This is a genomic window from Azotobacter beijerinckii (assembly GCF_900110885.1).
In the GTDB taxonomy this organism is placed as follows: Bacteria; Pseudomonadota; Gammaproteobacteria; order Pseudomonadales; family Pseudomonadaceae; genus Azotobacter; species Azotobacter beijerinckii.
On the sequence record NZ_FOFJ01000004.1, the window covers coordinates 169,361 to 184,644 of the forward strand.

Consider the following 15,284-nt stretch of genomic DNA (forward strand, 5'->3'; position numbering starts at 1 on the left):
GCCCATGCTAGAGCCCCGTTTCCGCAGGGGGCGACAGCCCTGCCGGCGGACCGAATCGCTATACTGCAGGACCTCTCGGCAGTGCCTTTGCGAAGATTCCCATGCACAACGATTCATTCGATGAAGTGGAGCATATACCCAGTCTGCGAGCGGAGGTTCGCGGGCCGGCTTCAGACCTCGCCGCGGTCGACGAGGCGCGGTCGGGGCGCCGCGCCGGCAACGGCTTTCTGTGGACGCTGGTCGTCGCGTTGAGCTTCTCGCTGGCCGGGCTCGGCTGGTGGAGCCAGCAGCGCCTCGCGCTGATGGAGCAGCAGTTGGTGGCGACCCAGGAAAGCTTTGCGCGGATCAGCGAGGATGCGGCGCTACGCATCCAGCACATCAGCGGCAAGGTGGTGGCCGCCGAGTCCAGCGCGACCACCGGCAGCGAAACCCTGAAGCTGCAGATCCGCCACCTGGAGAGCCGCCTGGCCGAGCAGGACAAGCGCCAGCAGACGCTGCAGGCTCGTCAGGACGAGCAGGAGCGGCGCCTCGGGCAACTGGCCGGCGATCTGCAGAAGCAGCAGGGGCTGGCCGAGGAGCTGGCGGCCCAGCTGGACGGCCGGCTGCGCCCGTTCGACGAGCGGCTGCAGGCGCTTGCCGGCGAGCAGGCGGCGCTGAAGGGCCTGCAGGCCGAGCAGGAGCGGCTGGCCGCGGGCCTGGTCGGCCTCGACGGGGAGGTGGCGGTGCTGAAGAAGCGCGCCGACCCGGCCCCGGCCATCGACCGTCTCGAGCAGGGGCTGTTGGTGCTGCGCAGCGAGCTGGACAAGCGGCCGGCCCAGAGCGGCAATGCCGCCAGCATCGCCGAGTTCGACGCCTTCCGCGCGCAGACCACGCGCAGCTTCACCGCCCTGCAGAACCAGATGCGCAGCCTGCAGCAGCAGCTCGACGGGCGCTGAGGCGCGCCACCGGCTCCGGTCAGGTGTCGGCGGCGGCTGGAAAGCCCCGGCCGGGTGCCCGCTGGAGCAGGCCTGCAGCCGGAGCATCCGTCGTTTGTTTATTGCGGTCCCATGATCTTCGCCAGTTCGTCCGGCCCGGGCGCGCCCTGCTGTTGCTGCAGACGGCCTTTCTCATCCAGATAGAAGACGGCGGGGGTGGCCATGGCGCCCAACTGGTCCATCATCGTCAGGTTGTCGTCCAGCTGTTTCTTCACGGCGGGCGGAATCGTTTCCAGGGGGGCGAGGGTGCTGGCCTTGCCCGCAGCCTCGTGTGCGGCGAGGGCGGCCTCGGGGTGCGGCGCCGCCAGCAGGGCGGCGGCCTTGCCGGGGCTGTCCTCCTGCAGCATGCCGACCATGATGTGGCGCAGCTGCACCTTGCCGGCCTCGACCCAGGGGCGGGCCTGCTGCCAGAAGCGGTTGCAGTAGGGGCAGTTGGGGTCGCTGAACAGGTAGACGATGCGCGGCGCACCCGCCTTGCCGTCGGCGATCCAGCCGGTCTTTTCCAGGCGGTTCCACATTTCCTTGGCCATGGGTTCGTACACCAGCTTTTCCAGCGGCGCGCGACTGAGATTCTCGCCCTGGGCGTCGAACAGGTTGCCGAGCAGCACGTGCTGGCCGTCTGCAGTGAGGTAGAGCGCGATGGCCTGGCCGTTGTAGAACGCGGCATAACCCTGCAGGCCGCCGGGCGCGCCGAAGCGGCCGACGATTTCCGCCCCCCGGGCCTGGATCGCCTTGATCGGCGCCGGCAGTTCCTCGGCCAGCGGAAGGCCGCCCGGCAGGGCCAGCAGGCCGATCGCCAGCAACGGGGCGCGTGTGAATCGCATCATGGGATTTCCTTATTCGGGTATTGCCGGGAACGGGCCGGCCCGCAGGCCGGCGGAGTTCCCGAGGGGATTACAGGGTCGGATAGTCGAGGTAGCCCTGCGGGCCCGCGCTGTAGAAGGTGTCCGGTTTCGCCTCGTTGAGCGGGGCATCCTGGGCCAGGCGCGCCGGCAGGTCGGGGTTGGCGATGAAGGGCACGCCGAAGGCCACGGCATCGGCCTTGCCTTCGGCCAGCCAGCGGTTGCCTTGCTCCTTGGTGAAGCGTTCGTTGGCGATGTATGCGCCGCCGAAGGCCTGCTTGAGCTGCGGGCCGAGGCTGTCGTCGGCTTCGTGCTCGCGGGCGCAGAGGAAGGCGATGCCGCGCTTGCCCAGCTCGCGGGCGACGTAGCCGAAGGTCTCGGCGCGGTTCGAGTCGCCCATGCCGTGGGCGTCGGCGCGCGGCGCCAGGTGCACGCCGACGCGGCCCGGGCCCCACACGGAGACGACCGCGTCGGTCACTTCCAGCAGCAGGCGGGCGCGGTTTTCCAGCGAGCCGCCATATTGGTCGGTGCGCCGGTTGGTGCTGTCCTGGAGGAACTGGTCGAGCAGGTAGCCGTTGGCGCCATGGATCTCCACGCCGTCGAAGCCGGCGGCCTTGGCGTTCTCGGCACCCTGGCGGTAGGCCTCGACGATGCCGGGGATTTCCGCGGTTTCCAGGGCGCGCGGGGCGACGAAGGGTTTCTGCGGGCGGATCAGGCTGACGTGGCCCTTGGGTTGGATCGCGCTGGGGGCGACCGGCAGCTCGCCGTTCAGGTAGCTCGGGTCGGAGATCCGTCCGACGTGCCAGAGCTGCAGGACGATGCGCCCGCCGGCGGCGTGCACCGCGCGGGTGACGTTCTTCCAGCCCTGCACCTGCTCTGCGGACCAGATGCCGGGGGTGTCCGGGTAGCCGACGCCCAGCGGCGTCACCGAGGTGGCCTCGCTGATGATCAGGCCGGCGCTGGCGCGCTGCACGTAGTACTCGGCGATCAGCGCGCCGGGCACCCGGCCGGGCTCGGCGCGGCAGCGGGTCAGCGGGGCCATGACGATGCGGTTGGGCAGTTCGAGATCGCCGATCTTGATCGGGTCGAAGAGCGTGCTCATGGGTGAACCTCTCGGGTAGTCGATCGGGTGGACAGGATGGGCAGCGGCGCGTTACAGCTCGTCGCGCATCTGCTCGAGGAAGGCCTGGATGGCCGCTTCGTTACGCTTGAAGAAACACCACTGGCCGACCTTGCGCACGCTGACCAGTCCGGCGCGCTGCAGGGTGGCCAGATGGGCCGAGACGGTGGACTGGGACAGCCCGGTACGCTGGTCGATCTGGCCGGCGCAGACGCCGAGTTCCAGGGAGTGCTCCTGGGCGGGGAAGTAGCGTTCGGGCTCCTTCAGCCAGCGCAGAATCTGCCGGCGCACGGGGTGTGCCAGGGCCTTGTAGATCTCGTCGAAGTCGTCGGACATGGCTGGATCTGCCGGTTTGAATCGTCTTGGCTCGAACCATACATCGGTATATGGCGATATATCAATGCTGGCGAGGGGCCGCGCTGTGCCGGCCGGCGATCCGGGCTAGACTTTGGCCATGAATTACCTGGCCCATCTCCATCTGGGCGGCCCGCGGCCGGCCGACCTGCTCGGCAGCCTCTACGGCGACTTCGTCAAGGGCCCCCTGCAGGGACGCTGGCCGGCCGACATCGAGGCCGCCATCCGCCTGCACCGGCGCATCGATGCCTTCACCGACGGCCATCCCGTGGTGTGCCGGGCCCGGGCGCGCTTTCCCGAGGCGCGGCGCCGCTACGCCGGCATCCTCCTGGATGTGTTCTTCGACCACTGCCTGGCCCTGCACTGGGCCGATTATGCGGCGGAGCCGCTGCCGGCGTTCGCCGCACGGGTCTATGCACTGCTCGCCGGCGAGGCGCAGCTGCCCGGCCGGCTGGCCGAGCTGGCGCCGCGCATGGCGCAGCAGGACTGGCTGGGCAGCTACCGCGACTTCGCCGTGCTGGAGCGGGTGCTGGCGGGGATGCAGCGGCGCCTGTCGCGCCCGGAGGGACTGGCCGGCGCGCTGGACGAGCTGGAGCGGCTCTACCGGCCGCTGAGTGGCGATTTTCGTGCTTTCTATCCGCAGCTGCAGGACTTCGCCCGCCTGCAGCAGGACGAATCCTGATCCTTATCAGGCGGCGACCGGCAAGGGCGCGGCGCGGCCGAACAGACGCTCGGCGATCGCCGTGTGGGCCAGACGGGTCAGCTCGGTACGGCTGAGGTCCCGGTTGTCCAGCGGCGGCAGCAGGTGGATTTCCACCTCGCTGCGTTCGCTGCGCAGCAGGCGCAGCAGGTGCGAGAGCAGGTCGTCGTCGCCGATGAAGGGCGCGACCGGATCGATCGCCCCGTCGCGCAGATAGCGGATCGCCACCGGCTGCACCGGCACCTGCGCCTCCACCGCGCTGGCCAGCAGGCGGCTGTGGAAGCCGCGCAGGCTGCGCCCGTCGGTGGTGGTGCCCTCGGGGAAGATCAGCAGGTCGTGGTCGTGCTGCAGGTGGCGCAGCAGCTGGTTCCTGACCAGGCCGCTGTCGCCGGCGCCGCGGCGGATGAACAGCGTCCCGGCCTTGTGCGCCAGCCAGCCGGCCAGCGGCCAGCTGCGCACCTCGGCCTTGGACAGGAAGGACAGCGGGACGAGCCCACCGAGCAGGGGGATGTCGGTCCAGGAAACATGGTTGCCGACCCACAGCATCGGCCGGTCGGGCAACTGGCCGTGCAGGGTCAGGCGAAAGGGCAAGGCGGCGGCCAACTGGGCGAGGAAGCGGCGGGTCAGGCGTTGGCGCAGGGCCATCAGGTCGTCGCGCTTGAGGCGCTCGAGCAGGCTGACCCAGCCGGCCATGGCCACGCCGAAGCCGAGCACCGCCAGCAGGCGGAGGAGGCGGGTGTAGAAGCGGAGTTTCTTCATGGGGTCTCGCAGGGCAGGACGGCGACGGGTGGGGTGTCGGCAGGGAGGCCCCGCCCGTCGCGGGTGGGCTGATCGGTCAGACGGCGGCCTTGAAATGGCGGGCGTAGCGGGGGCACAGCTCGTCGCGCTTGAGCAGGATGAACACGTCGGCGACCTGGAAGTCCGGGTCCCAGCAGGGTTCGCCGCAGACCTTGGCGCCCAGGCGCATGTAGGCCTTGAGCAGCGGCGGCAGTTCGGCGGTGACGTTGCCGGGCAGTTCCAGGCGCGGCAGCGGGGTCCGGGGTTCGGCGCGCAGGTGGTCGGTGCACAGGTGGCGTTCGCGCAGGCGCTGCATGATGGCCTGGGCCTGGATGCCGCCATCCTTCATGGGGATGCTGGCGCAGCCCATCAGGTAGCGGTAGCCGCCTTCGTTGAGCACCTCGGCCAGTTCGCTCCAGAGCACGGCGATGGTCGCGCCGCTGCGGTAGCCGGAGGCGACGCAGGTGCGGCCGATCTCCAGCAGCGGCCCCTGCAGACGGGCCAGGCCGTGCAGCCTGAACTCCTCTTCGCTGTAGAAGCGCCCGAGGCCGGCGGCGGCCTGGTGGTCGAGCAGCCGGGTGGTGGCGACCAGCTCGCCGCTGTTCAGGTCGCGCACGCCGATGTGGCTGCAGTGCGGATCGTAGTCGTCCATGTCCAGCCCTAGCTCGGCACCCTTGAGTTTGGCGTCGAATTCCGCGCTGAACACGCGAAAGCGCAGGGCCTGGGCCTCGCGCAGGGCGTGCGCGCCGAGCAGGCGTTCGGCGCGCAGGTTGCGTTCTGGGGTCTTGCGTTCGGAGGTGATGGCACCGTGGGTCATGTGGGTCTCCGTGAGCCGCCTGATGCGCTCCGGCAGGTCCCGCCGGCGGCGAAGCCCTGCCCGGCTGCTGTCGTTGTGAGGGTCGGATCGACTTGGTCGGGTACGCTCAAGCTAGGCAGAGGCGGTGTCACGTCCGTGACGTTTGGGTGATCCTTGCGTGACAGGCCGTCCAGCCACGAAACGCCGGCAGGGGGCGGTTGATTTGGGTCACTAAGCCGGAGGGCCGTGCGGCGTATGTTGGCGAGCCTCTGCATCCAGCGAGGTTTCCATGCGACGCGAACCCCATGTGCTGTTCGACAACGGTACCCATCAATGCCTGCTCTTCGATGATCTGGTCAGGGGGGAGGGCGTACAGACCAACCAGTTCCTGATCACCGACCACGGCCAGTACCTGCTGCTCGATCCGGGCGGCGACCTGACCTACACGCCGCTGTCGCTGGAGCTGGCGAAACGCATCCCGCTGCAGGAACTGACCTACATCTTCGCCTCGCACCAGGACCCGGACATCATCTCCTCGCTGGGCAAGTGGCTGCTGCACACCAAGGCCAAGGTGCTCTGCTCGAAGCTCTGGGCGCGCTTCCTGCCGCACCTGACCGCCAACTACCTGGCCATGAGCCACGGCATCTCCACCTTCGACCGGATCATCGCCCTGCCGGATCGCGGCGGCTCGATTCCCCTCGGCAGGTGCCAGCTCAAGGCAGTCCCGGCGCATTTCCTGCACTCGGTGGGTAACTTCCAGCTGTACGACCCGGTGAGCCGGATCCTCTTCTCCGGCGACATGGGCGCTTCGCTGGTGGACGACGCCACCCCGGTGCGCGATTTCGCCAGCCACATTCCGCACATGGACGCCTTCCATCGCCGCTACATGGCCAGCAACAAGGTTTGCCGGCTGTGGGCAGGGATGGTGCGCGGCATGAAGGTGGACATGATCGTGCCCCAGCATGGCCGTCCCTTCGTCGGCCAGGAGATGATCGACGCCTTCCTCGATTGGGTTGAGCGCCTGGAGTGCGGCATCGATCTCCTGGGGCCGGACGACTACCAGCTGCCGAAATAGCCCGGACTGGCCGCCGGGCCCGTACCCCATTTCGTCATCCGGCCCGTGTTAGGCTTCGTCCTCCGCAGTGCCGAGAGGTCGATCCGATGTCTGCCATGGCGTTTCCCGTCCGCGCTCTGCTGACCTGCCTGGCGGTTGCCGTGCTCGCCGCCGGGCAGGCGGTCGCCGAGTCCTGGCCGGGGCGCGAATGGGCGCGCCAGCCCGTTGTGCCGAGCGCGGCACTCGCAGCCTTCGAGGCCTATGCCTTTCCTCCCCGTGACGAGGTCGAGCGCCGCGGGGTACGCAGCGACGCGGTGGTGGCGATCCGCGACGGCGTGCTGGTCTACGAGCGCTATGCCGCTCCGACCACCGAGGCGACGCCGCACCTGCTCTGGTCGATCAGCAAGAGCCTGCTGGCCTGTCTGCTCGGCAGCGCCTACGGCGAGGGGCGCTTCCGGCTCGACGATCCGGCGGCCCGCTACTATCCGCCCCTCGCCGCCCACCCGGAGCTGCGTCTGCGCCATCTGCTCAACTGGACCTCCGGTCTGGCCTGGGAGGAGGACTACGAGTATGCGCCGCTGACATCCTCGGTCCTCGCCATGCTCTACACCCGCGGCCGGAAGGACATGGCCGGCTTCGCCGCGCAGCATGCGGCGGGCGTCGCGCCCGGCACGCGGTTCAGCTATTCCAGCGGCGACAGCATCCTGCTCGCGGCGACGCTGAAGGGCATGCTCGTGGCCGGGCAGTATGCGGACTACCCCTGGCGGGCGCTGTTCGAGCCGCTCGGCATCACTTCGGCGGTCTGGGAGCGGGATGCGGCCGGCACCTTCGTCGGCGCCTCCTATGCCTATATGAACGCCCGCGACCTGGCCAGAGTCGGGCTGCTGATGCTGCGCGACGGCCGCTGGGGCGAGCGCCGGCTGCTACCCGCGGACTGGGTCGCTTTCAACCGTGCGCCGGTGCCCGGCTACCGGCCGCGTCCGGAAGGGCTGGTGCCGGGGGGGCACTGGTGGCTGAACCTGCCGCTGGAGGGCGCGCCCCAGCCCTGGCCGGACGTGCCGGCGGACGCCTTCGCGGCGCTGGGCCACTGGGGCCAGGCGCTCTATGTGCTGCCGGCGGAGAGGCTGGTGATCGTCCGCTTCGCCGACGACCGCGACCCGAGCTATCGGCACAACGATTTCCTGCGTCTGGCCCGCGCGGCCTTCGTTTCCGGGGAGGCACCCTGAATGCGTCGTCGTCATACCCTGCTGCTGGGTTCGGCGGTGCTGCTGGCGGTCGCGGTGGTCTGGCCGAACCGCGCGCACCTGGCGGCCTTTCCCGATATCATCGGTGCCTACTCCGCCAAGGAGTACTGCTCCTGCCGCTATGTGAGCGGCAATCCAGCGGACTACTGCCAGGCCTACATCGAGCAGTACATTCCGATCGATCGCCTGCGCGACGAGCCGGCCAGCCGGAAGGTGACGGCCTTCGGCCTGGGGCGCACCCACAGCGCTGCCTGGCTCGGTCCGCGGGAGGGCTGCCGCCTGCTGGCCGAGGGGGAGGCGCCTCCTGCGTCCTGAGTCATGCCGGCGAGCTTCCGGCAACTGCCGGGAGCGGTTATTGTCCTGGGCTCGGTCTTCAAGCGAGGGAGCGCATGTTCAAGCCCTTTATCCATATGTCGTCTCGGCGTTCGCCAGCGACAGGCGGGCAGTCTTCCCGGACGGGAGCGTCCGCCGCCGACCGTGCCTGTCGGGGGCGATGATGCAGGGCGGTGCGGTCTTTCCCTGGCGCGGCGGCAATCGCTTCACTCTGCTGGTCGACGGCGAGGCGTTCTTTCCGCGCATGCTGGCGGCCATCGCCGGTGCTGGGTGGCGGATCGATCTGGAGCTGTATCTGATCGAGGATGGCCAGTGTGCCGGCCAACTGGTCGAGGCACTGGTCGCCGCGGCCCGCCGTGGCGTGCAGGTGCGCTGCCTGTTCGACGGTTTCGGCAGTCTCGGGCTCGGCACGGTGCTGCGCGCCCGGCTGAGCGAAGCGGGGGTCGCCCTGGCGCTGTTCAACCCGCTGCGCTGGTGCTTTGGCCTGCACAACCTGCATCGCGACCATCGCAAGATACTGCTGGTGGACGATCGCCTGGGCTATGTCGGCGGCGCCGGCGCCACCGACGAGTTCTGGAATCCGCAGGGCGCGGGTGAGCACTGGCACGATGTCATGGTGGAGATCTCCGGCCCTCTGCTGGCCGACTGGCGGACGCTGTTCGACCATCAGTGGATGCTCTGCCACGAATGGGGACGCCGACATTCGCAGCGACCGCCGAAGCCGCCGCGGATTCCGCCGGGGCCATTGCGCCGCGAGGGCTCCGGGCGGCTCGCTTATGCCGAGGCGCGCCAGCACCGCGACGTGTTGCGGGCGCTGATTCTCAGTCTGCACCGCGCGCAGCGGCGGATCTGGCTGGCCACTCCGTATTTCCTGCCGACCTGGAAGGTTCGTCGCGCCCTGCTCAAGGCGGCCCGCCGTGGGGTGGAGGTGCGCCTGCTGCTGACCGGACGCAACACCGACCACCCTCCGGTGCGTTACGCCGGGCAACGCTATTACCGCAGCCTGCTACGTGCCGGCGTGCGCATCTTCGAATACCAGCCGCGCTTCCTGCACCTGAAGATGGTGCTGGTCGACGACTGGGTCAGCGTCGGCTCCTGCAACTTCGATCACTGGAACCTACGCTTGAATCTGGAGGCCAACCTCGAAACCCGGGACCCCGTCTTTGCCGCTGCAGTCGTCGAAAGCTTCCTGGCCGATTTTCAGGCCAGCCTCGAGATCGACCGGGAGAGCTGGCAGGCCCGTCCTTGGTATCGCCGTCTGCATCAAGGGGTGTGGGGCTGGCTGGACCGGCTGGTGGTCGATCTGCTGGATCGTGGCGGTTGAGCCGCCGACCAGGCCGACGGCGGGTCGACGGCCGGGACCCGGCAGGGTAGGGTAGGCTCCCCCATGGTGCGCAGGCTCCCGGCCGGGGGCGCAAGGCGCGCTTTCATCGTCTTTTTCAGGAGAACCCCGTGTCCGCCAAGAAGATTCTCATGCTGGTCGGCGACTATGCCGAAGACTACGAAACCATGGTGCCGTTCCAGGCGCTGTTGATGGTCGGCCACGCGGTGCATGCCGTGTGCCCGGGCAAGAGCGCCGGACAGAGCGTGCGGACCGCCATCCACGACTTCGAGGGCGACCAGACCTACAGCGAAAAGCCGGGGCACAACTTCGCCCTCAACTTCGACTTCGACAGGGTGCGCGCCGAGGATTACGACGCGCTGCTGATCCCGGGCGGTCGGGCGCCCGAATACCTGCGCCTCGATGCGCGCGTGCTGGAGCTGGTGCGGGCCTTCGCTGCGGCGGACAAACCGATCGCCGCCGTCTGCCACGGTGCCCAGCTGCTGGCCGCCGCCGGAGTGCTCGAAGGTCGCTCCTGCAGCGCCTATCCGGCCTGCGCCCCCGAAGTGCGGCTGGCTGGCGGAGAATATGTGGACATTCCGCTGGATCAGGCCCACGTGGATGGCAATCTGGTCACCGCTCCAGCCTGGCCGGCGCATCCGGCTTGGCTGGCACGCTTTATCGGGTTACTGGGCACCCGGATCGTCCAGGAACGTTGAGCATCCCGGACACGAGGACCGGCGGGCTCTGGCCGGACACATGATCCGGTGCGGCACCGAACCGCCGGTTGAGTGCGCGGCTTGTCGGCACGGAGAGCTAGGTATTGCATTTTTTTGGTGCGCGTCGGATCTTGCAGGGCAAGTTGAGGGCTTTTTTGGTGCGCAGCTCGCCCAGGTTTCCCCGCGGCCTGTTTGCGATCCGGCAAGCCGTGCCGTGCAGGCAAGGCGATATCGGTCGGAGAGGGCGACAGGCGGGTGGCGCACGGGCTTCGAACCCGCCTCCAATCCATCATGGCTGTCGCGTGGCTGCTCGTGGATTGTCGCCAAGACCTTGATGGGAATAGGGACTTGGCAACTGGCATGAGCTTTGCGAATTTCTTCTGTGCACAGCCGAGGAGCATGCATGGATCGCCAATTTTTTGACGAAATGTACGACGCGAATGGCGTTTGCCGGCCGCATTACCGGGGCTTCGCCAACTGGCTGGAGAACACTCCCCAGGAACTGCTGGCCCAGCGCCGGCGCGAGGCCGATCTTCTGTTTCACCGAGCGGGCATCACCTTCACCCTGTACGGCGACGCGCAGGGCACCGAGCGTCTGATTCCCTTCGATATCATTCCGCGCAGCATCCCGGCCAGCGAGTGGCGGGGGATCGAGGCCGGGTGCATCCAGCGGGTCCAGGCGCTGAACCTGTTTCTTGCCGATATCTACCACGATCAGCGCATCCTCAAGGCCGGCATCATCCCCCCGGAGCAGGTACTGGCCAACGATGGCTATCAGCAGGTGATGCACGGGCTCGACCTGCACCGCGACGTCTATGCGCATATTTCCGGGGTCGACCTGGTGCGCGACGGCGACGGCACCTACTACGTGCTGGAGGACAACCTGCGCACGCCGAGCGGCGTCAGCTACATGCTGGAAGACCGCAAGATGATGATGCGGTTGTTTCCCGAGTTGTTCTCCGCCCAGCGCATCGCTCCCGTCGACCACTATCCGAACCTGCTGCTGGAGACCCTGAAGAGTTCCAGCCCGCTGGACAACCCCAGCGTGGTGGTGCTGACGCCGGGGCGCTACAACAGTGCCTATTTCGAACACGCTTTCCTCGCCCGCGAGATGGGCGTGGAGCTGGTGGAGGGCGCCGATCTGTTCGTTCGCGACGAGCGGGTATTCATGCGCACCACCGCCGGTGCCAGGCCGGTGGACGTGATCTACCGCCGGCTGGACGACGCCTTCCTCGATCCGCTGGCGTTCAATCCCGAATCGGTACTCGGCGTACCGGGGCTGCTCTCGGCCTATCGCAGCGGCAACGTGGTGCTGGCCAACGCTATCGGCACCGGCGTGGCCGACGACAAGTCGATCTACCCCTATGTCACCGACATGATCCGCTTCTATCTGGGCGAGGAGCCGATCCTGCAGAACGTGCCGACCTGGCAATGCCGCCGGCCGCAGGATCTCTCCCACGTCCTGGCCCACTTGCCCGAGCTGGTGGTCAAGGAAACCCAGGGCTCCGGCGGTTATGGCATGCTGGTGGGGCCGGCGGCGAGCAAGGCCGAGATCGAGGCCTTCCGCCAGCGCCTCAAGGCGCGCCCCGAAGCCTATATCGCCCAGCCGACCCTGAGCCTGTCGACCTGCCCGACCTTCGTCGAGAAAGGCATCGCGCCGCGGCATATCGACCTGCGACCGTTCGTCCTGAGCGGTCGCGAAACCCGTCTGGTGCCCGGCGGACTGACCCGCGTGGCGTTGCGTGAAGGCTCCCTGGTGGTCAACTCGTCCCAGGGTGGCGGGACCAAGGACACCTGGATCGTCGAGGATTGAAGGAATATCGAGCATGCTAAGTAGAACCGCCGCCGATCTGTACTGGATGTCGCGTTATCTGGAACGTGCCGAAAATCTCGCGCGGATGCTCGACGTCAGCTACTCGCTGTCGCTGATGCCGCAGGACGGTCGTGGCAATGGCCTCGACGAACTGGCCATGCCGCTGCTGATCACCGGCACCCTCGAGGATTACCTGCAGCGCCACGGCGAATTGCACGCCGAGCGCATGCTGCACTTCTTCGCCCTCGATGCGAGCAACCCGGCCAGCCTGTTCAACTGCCTGGCCGCGGCGCGCAGCAACGCCCATGCGGTACGCGGACGGATCACCGCGGACATGTGGGAGAACATCAACGCCACCTGGCTGACCCTGCTCGACCTCTCCGAACAGGGGCTGAGCGGCTACGGCATCAGCCGCTTCTGCGAGTGGGTCAAGGAGCGCTCGCACCTGTTCCGGGGCGCCACCTACGGTACCCTGATGCGCGGCGATGTGCACAGCTTCATCCGCCTGGGGACCTTCATCGAGCGGGCCGACAACACCCTGCGTCTGCTCGACGCTCGCTACGAGCTGCTCGGCGCGGACAGCGAGGACCCCAACGATCGTTCGGCGCGCGCCTACTACCAGTGGAGCGCGCTGCTCCGTGCGCTGACTGCCTTCGAGGCCTTTGCCGAGATTTATCGTGGTTCGCCGCGGGCCGGCAAGGTCGCCGAACTGCTGTTGTTGCGGGCGGAGGTGCCCCGCTCGCTGCGCTCCTGTCTGACCGAGCTGCAGCAGAATCTCGCCAGCCTGCCCGGCGACAATGGCCGACCGGCGCAGCGCCTGGCTGCCGAGCTGGAAGCGCGGCTGCGCTACACGGTGATCGAGGAAGTCCTGGAAACCGGGATGCATGCCTGGATCACCGAGTACATCGAGCAGGTGCAGTGCCTGGGTGATGCCATCCACAAGTGCTATCTGGAAGTGGCCTGACCGGTCATGGCCTCCCGGCCGTCGGCCGGGTTGGCGAGCGCTTGCTTCAGTGGCAGTCCTCGGACTTCGCCCGGCGGTATTCGAGGATCCGGCTGACCCGGAAGCTGCCCGGAACGTCGCGGCAGTCCGCACAGTCCAGTTGTGGCCCCGGAGTGCCGTGCAGAACGGCGAAGGCTTCCTCGTAGGGTTCGTTGACCAGACTCGCGTATTGGGCCTCGAGACGATGGCCGGTGGCCTCGTCCGCCACCAGCCAGAGCGGTGCATCCGAGTTGCAGGGGACGAAGACGTGCATCTCCGGGGCCATGACCAGATAGCCTTGGTAGCGTCGGGCGGACGAGCTGCCATCCCCGGTCGTGGAGTTGCCTGCGCAGCCGGCGAGCAGCAGGGCGCCGGCGAGAAGGTAAGGGGTCGGGTGCATGGGCTTCCTTGAGCGGGCTACTGGGGCGGGATGGCCTGGGTAAGGAGGCTGCTACTCGCTTCAGGATAGGTCAAGAGCCTGGCAGGGACGGCCGGCCCGCATCCCGGGCCTTCGGGTCTGGCGAGGCTGCGGGTCCGGATTGCCCGGACCCGGCGTTCGAACGGGGCGTTCAGATGGTCTCGGCCCAGAGGTCGTATTCGTCGGCATCGGTGACGCGCACCCACACCTTGTCGCCCGGCTTCAGCTCCTGTTCGCTGTCGACGTAGACGTTGCCGTCGATCTCCGGCGCGTCGGCGGCGGAGCGGCCGATGGCGCCCTGTTCGTCGACTTCGTCGATCAGCACCTCGATCTTCTGGCCTATCTTCAGCTGCAGGCGTGCCGCGGAAATCGCCTGCTGGTGTGCCATGAAGCGCTCCCAGCGCTCCTGCTTGATCTCGTCCGGCACCGGCTCGAGGCCGAGATCGTTGGCCGGTGCGCCGTTCACCGGCGAGTACTGGAAGCAGCCGACGCGATCTAGCTGCGCTTCGCTCAGCCAGTCGAGCAGGTACTGGAAGTCTTCTTCGGTCTCGCCGGGGAAGCCGACGATGAAGGTCGAGCGAATGGTCAGCTCCGGGCAGATCTCGCGCCACTGCTTGATGCGTGCCAGGGTCTGGTCCTCGAAGGCCGGGCGCTTCATCGCCTTGAGCACCTTCGGGCTGGCATGCTGGAAGGGGATGTCGAGGTACGGCAGGATCTTGCCGTCGGCCATCAGCGGGATCACGTCGTCGACGTTGGGGTAGGGGTAGACGTAGTGCAGGCGCACCCAGACGCCCATCTTGCCGAGTTCCTCGCACAGTTCGAGCATGCGGGTCTTCACTGGCTGGCCGTTCCAGAAGTCGGTCCGGTACTTGAGGTCGACGCCGTAGGCGCTGGTGTCCTGGGAGATCACCAGAAGCTCCTTGACGCCGGCCTTGACCAATCGCTCGGCTTCGCCCAGCACCTCGCCTGCCGGGCGGCTGACCAGCTTGCCGCGCATCGACGGGATGATGCAAAAGGAGCAGCTGTGGTTGCAGCCTTCGGAAATTTTCAGGTAGGCATAGTGGCGCGGAGTCAGCTTGATGCCCTGCGGCGGCACCAGGTCGACGAAGGGATCATGGTCGGCCTTGGGCGGCACCACTTCGTGCACGGCGCTGACCACTTGCTCGTACTGCTGCGGGCCGGTAACCGCCAGCACGCTGGGGTGCACGTTGCGGATGCTGTCCTCGGACACGCCCATGCAGCCGGTGACGATCACCTTGCCGTTCTCCGCCAGCGCCTCGCCGATGGCGTCCAACGATTCCGCCTTGGCACTGTCGATGAAGCCGCAGGTGTTGACCACCACCACGTCGGCATCCTCATAGGACGGCACGATCTGGTAGCCCTCCATGCGCAGCTGGGTGAGGATGCGTTCGGAATCGACGGTCGCCTTGGGACACCCGAGCGACACAAATCCGACTTTGGGCGTGGAGGATGTGGACATGACGGCTACCTCTGGGCGCCCGAGCGGCGCTACCGATCAAAAAGTGCGCAATTCTAGCGATGCTCCGGACGTCTGAGAAGAGCCGGAGTGCTGCCTTCGGTCTGTTATGCACGGAGTGTTTGCCGGCTTTCCGTTGTGCGGCATCGATAGGGCCTTTGAAAAGCACCCCTTTCAAGGTCTTTACGTAAACTCCCTTCCCTAAAACCATCAAGAGGGCAAGGCGGTGTGGGACGAGATTCTGGCGCGATTCGAGAAGCAGGCACCGGCCAGCGTCATGGCACGGCTGGTGTTGGAACGGGCGATGCCGGCTGCCTGGGTCGACGAAGTGTTCGAGACCAACCGGCAGCGCCAGTATCC

16 protein-coding genes are annotated in these 15,284 nt (G+C 67.6%); 9 read left to right on the forward strand and 7 right to left on the reverse strand.

Going from position 1 to position 15,284, the window contains the following annotated elements; genetic code table 11:
• Nucleotides 1-101: 101 nt before the first annotated feature.
• The gene (locus BMY22_RS03590) at nt 102-935 is read left to right on the forward strand and encodes an ATPase (RefSeq protein ID WP_090619634.1); all 834 of its coding nucleotides are present in this window, start codon (nt 102-104) and stop codon (nt 933-935) included.
• 98 nt (nt 936-1,033) lie between these two features.
• Here the strand turns inward: BMY22_RS03590 and dsbG are convergent, their stop codons facing one another.
• The 3 genes from dsbG to BMY22_RS03605 form a co-directional block, all read right to left on the reverse strand.
• Nucleotides 1,034-1,801: a thiol:disulfide interchange protein DsbG gene (dsbG, locus tag BMY22_RS03595; protein ID WP_090619636.1), complete on the reverse strand. Its 768-nt coding sequence runs from the start codon at nt 1,799-1,801 to the stop codon at nt 1,034-1,036.
• Nucleotides 1,802-1,868: 67 nt separating this feature from the next.
• Nucleotides 1,869-2,918 (reverse strand): alkene reductase, encoded by a 1,050-nt coding sequence (locus BMY22_RS03600; RefSeq protein WP_090619637.1) that lies wholly within the window; start codon nt 2,916-2,918, stop codon nt 1,869-1,871.
• 51 nt (nt 2,919-2,969) lie between these two features.
• Nucleotides 2,970-3,272: an ArsR/SmtB family transcription factor gene (locus BMY22_RS03605; protein WP_090619639.1), complete on the reverse strand. Its 303-nt coding sequence runs from the start codon at nt 3,270-3,272 to the stop codon at nt 2,970-2,972.
• A 118-nt stretch (nt 3,273-3,390) separates the two neighbouring features.
• Here BMY22_RS03605 and BMY22_RS03610 point away from each other — a divergent pair, with 118 nt between their 5' ends.
• Nucleotides 3,391-3,972, forward strand: a complete 582-nt coding sequence (locus BMY22_RS03610) for an acyl carrier protein phosphodiesterase (RefSeq protein ID WP_090619641.1) — start codon at nt 3,391-3,393, stop codon at nt 3,970-3,972.
• 6 nt (nt 3,973-3,978) lie between these two features.
• Here BMY22_RS03610 and BMY22_RS03615 read toward each other — a convergent pair whose 3' ends face one another.
• Both BMY22_RS03615 and olsB read right to left on the reverse strand, forming a co-directional pair.
• Nucleotides 3,979-4,749: a lysophospholipid acyltransferase family protein gene (locus BMY22_RS03615; protein ID WP_090619642.1), complete on the reverse strand. Its 771-nt coding sequence runs from the start codon at nt 4,747-4,749 to the stop codon at nt 3,979-3,981.
• Nucleotides 4,750-4,825: 76 nt separating this feature from the next.
• Entirely contained in the window at nt 4,826-5,584 is a 759-nt protein-coding gene (gene olsB / locus BMY22_RS03620; RefSeq protein ID WP_090619644.1) for an L-ornithine N(alpha)-acyltransferase, read from the reverse strand.
• A 268-nt stretch (nt 5,585-5,852) separates the two neighbouring features.
• Here olsB and BMY22_RS03625 point away from each other — a divergent pair, with 268 nt between their 5' ends.
• From BMY22_RS03625 to BMY22_RS03655, 7 genes are all read left to right on the forward strand, one after another.
• Nucleotides 5,853-6,638: an oxygen-binding di-iron domain-containing protein gene (locus tag BMY22_RS03625; RefSeq protein WP_090619645.1), complete on the forward strand. Its 786-nt coding sequence runs from the start codon at nt 5,853-5,855 to the stop codon at nt 6,636-6,638.
• A gap of 86 nt (nt 6,639-6,724) precedes the next feature.
• A complete protein-coding gene (locus tag BMY22_RS03630) occupies nt 6,725-7,843 on the forward strand; it encodes a serine hydrolase domain-containing protein (RefSeq protein ID WP_090619647.1) in 1,119 nt (372 codons plus the stop codon).
• On the forward strand, nt 7,844-8,176 hold the full coding sequence (locus BMY22_RS03635; RefSeq protein WP_090619649.1) for an amidase: 333 nt from the start codon (nt 7,844-7,846) through the stop codon (nt 8,174-8,176).
• Between the two features lie 181 nt (nt 8,177-8,357).
• Nucleotides 8,358-9,518 carry a phospholipase D-like domain-containing protein gene (locus BMY22_RS03640; RefSeq protein WP_090619667.1) on the forward strand — a complete coding sequence of 387 codons (1,161 nt, stop codon included), beginning with the start codon at nt 8,358-8,360 and terminating at the stop codon, nt 9,516-9,518.
• A 149-nt stretch (nt 9,519-9,667) separates the two neighbouring features.
• Complete coding sequence (locus BMY22_RS03645) at nt 9,668-10,234, forward strand: DJ-1/PfpI family protein (protein WP_090619668.1); 567 nt, start codon at nt 9,668-9,670, stop codon at nt 10,232-10,234.
• Nucleotides 10,235-10,637: 403 nt separating this feature from the next.
• Nucleotides 10,638-12,047 carry a circularly permuted type 2 ATP-grasp protein gene (locus BMY22_RS03650; protein WP_090619650.1) on the forward strand — a complete coding sequence of 470 codons (1,410 nt, stop codon included), beginning with the start codon at nt 10,638-10,640 and terminating at the stop codon, nt 12,045-12,047.
• Between the two features lie 13 nt (nt 12,048-12,060).
• Complete coding sequence (locus tag BMY22_RS03655) at nt 12,061-13,011, forward strand: alpha-E domain-containing protein (protein WP_090619652.1); 951 nt, start codon at nt 12,061-12,063, stop codon at nt 13,009-13,011.
• 46 nt (nt 13,012-13,057) lie between these two features.
• Here BMY22_RS03655 and BMY22_RS03660 read toward each other — a convergent pair whose 3' ends face one another.
• Nucleotides 13,058-13,429 carry a hypothetical protein gene (locus BMY22_RS03660; RefSeq protein WP_244158787.1) on the reverse strand — a complete coding sequence of 124 codons (372 nt, stop codon included), beginning with the start codon at nt 13,427-13,429 and terminating at the stop codon, nt 13,058-13,060.
• A 169-nt stretch (nt 13,430-13,598) separates the two neighbouring features.
• Complete coding sequence (rimO, locus tag BMY22_RS03665) at nt 13,599-14,927, reverse strand: 30S ribosomal protein S12 methylthiotransferase RimO (RefSeq protein ID WP_090619653.1); 1,329 nt, start codon at nt 14,925-14,927, stop codon at nt 13,599-13,601.
• Nucleotides 14,928-15,284 lie beyond the last annotated feature (357 nt).

What these genes read in the sequence shown, in the direction of transcription:
- rimO (WP_090619653.1), bottom strand. Translation starts at nt 14,927, where the DNA reads ATGTCCACATCCTCCACGCCCAAAGTCGGATTTGTGTCGCTCGGGTGT.
- olsB (WP_090619644.1), bottom strand. Translation starts at nt 5,584, where the DNA reads ATGACCCACGGTGCCATCACCTCCGAACGCAAGACCCCAGAACGCAAC.
- BMY22_RS03650 (WP_090619650.1), top strand. Translation starts at nt 10,638, where the DNA reads ATGGATCGCCAATTTTTTGACGAAATGTACGACGCGAATGGCGTTTGC.
- BMY22_RS03630 (WP_090619647.1), top strand. Translation starts at nt 6,725, where the DNA reads ATGTCTGCCATGGCGTTTCCCGTCCGCGCTCTGCTGACCTGCCTGGCG.
- dsbG (WP_090619636.1), bottom strand. Translation starts at nt 1,801, where the DNA reads ATGATGCGATTCACACGCGCCCCGTTGCTGGCGATCGGCCTGCTGGCC.
- BMY22_RS03625 (WP_090619645.1), top strand. Translation starts at nt 5,853, where the DNA reads ATGCGACGCGAACCCCATGTGCTGTTCGACAACGGTACCCATCAATGC.
- BMY22_RS03645 (WP_090619668.1), top strand. Translation starts at nt 9,668, where the DNA reads ATGCTGGTCGGCGACTATGCCGAAGACTACGAAACCATGGTGCCGTTC.
- BMY22_RS03660 (WP_244158787.1), bottom strand. Translation starts at nt 13,429, where the DNA reads ATGCACCCGACCCCTTACCTTCTCGCCGGCGCCCTGCTGCTCGCCGGC.
- BMY22_RS03655 (WP_090619652.1), top strand. Translation starts at nt 12,061, where the DNA reads ATGCTAAGTAGAACCGCCGCCGATCTGTACTGGATGTCGCGTTATCTG.
- BMY22_RS03615 (WP_090619642.1), bottom strand. Translation starts at nt 4,749, where the DNA reads ATGAAGAAACTCCGCTTCTACACCCGCCTCCTCCGCCTGCTGGCGGTG.
- BMY22_RS03635 (WP_090619649.1), top strand. Translation starts at nt 7,844, where the DNA reads ATGCGTCGTCGTCATACCCTGCTGCTGGGTTCGGCGGTGCTGCTGGCG.
- BMY22_RS03640 (WP_090619667.1), top strand. Translation starts at nt 8,358, where the DNA reads ATGCAGGGCGGTGCGGTCTTTCCCTGGCGCGGCGGCAATCGCTTCACT.
- BMY22_RS03600 (WP_090619637.1), bottom strand. Translation starts at nt 2,918, where the DNA reads ATGAGCACGCTCTTCGACCCGATCAAGATCGGCGATCTCGAACTGCCC.
- BMY22_RS03610 (WP_090619641.1), top strand. Translation starts at nt 3,391, where the DNA reads ATGAATTACCTGGCCCATCTCCATCTGGGCGGCCCGCGGCCGGCCGAC.
- BMY22_RS03590 (WP_090619634.1), top strand. Translation starts at nt 102, where the DNA reads ATGCACAACGATTCATTCGATGAAGTGGAGCATATACCCAGTCTGCGA.
- BMY22_RS03605 (WP_090619639.1), bottom strand. Translation starts at nt 3,272, where the DNA reads ATGTCCGACGACTTCGACGAGATCTACAAGGCCCTGGCACACCCCGTG.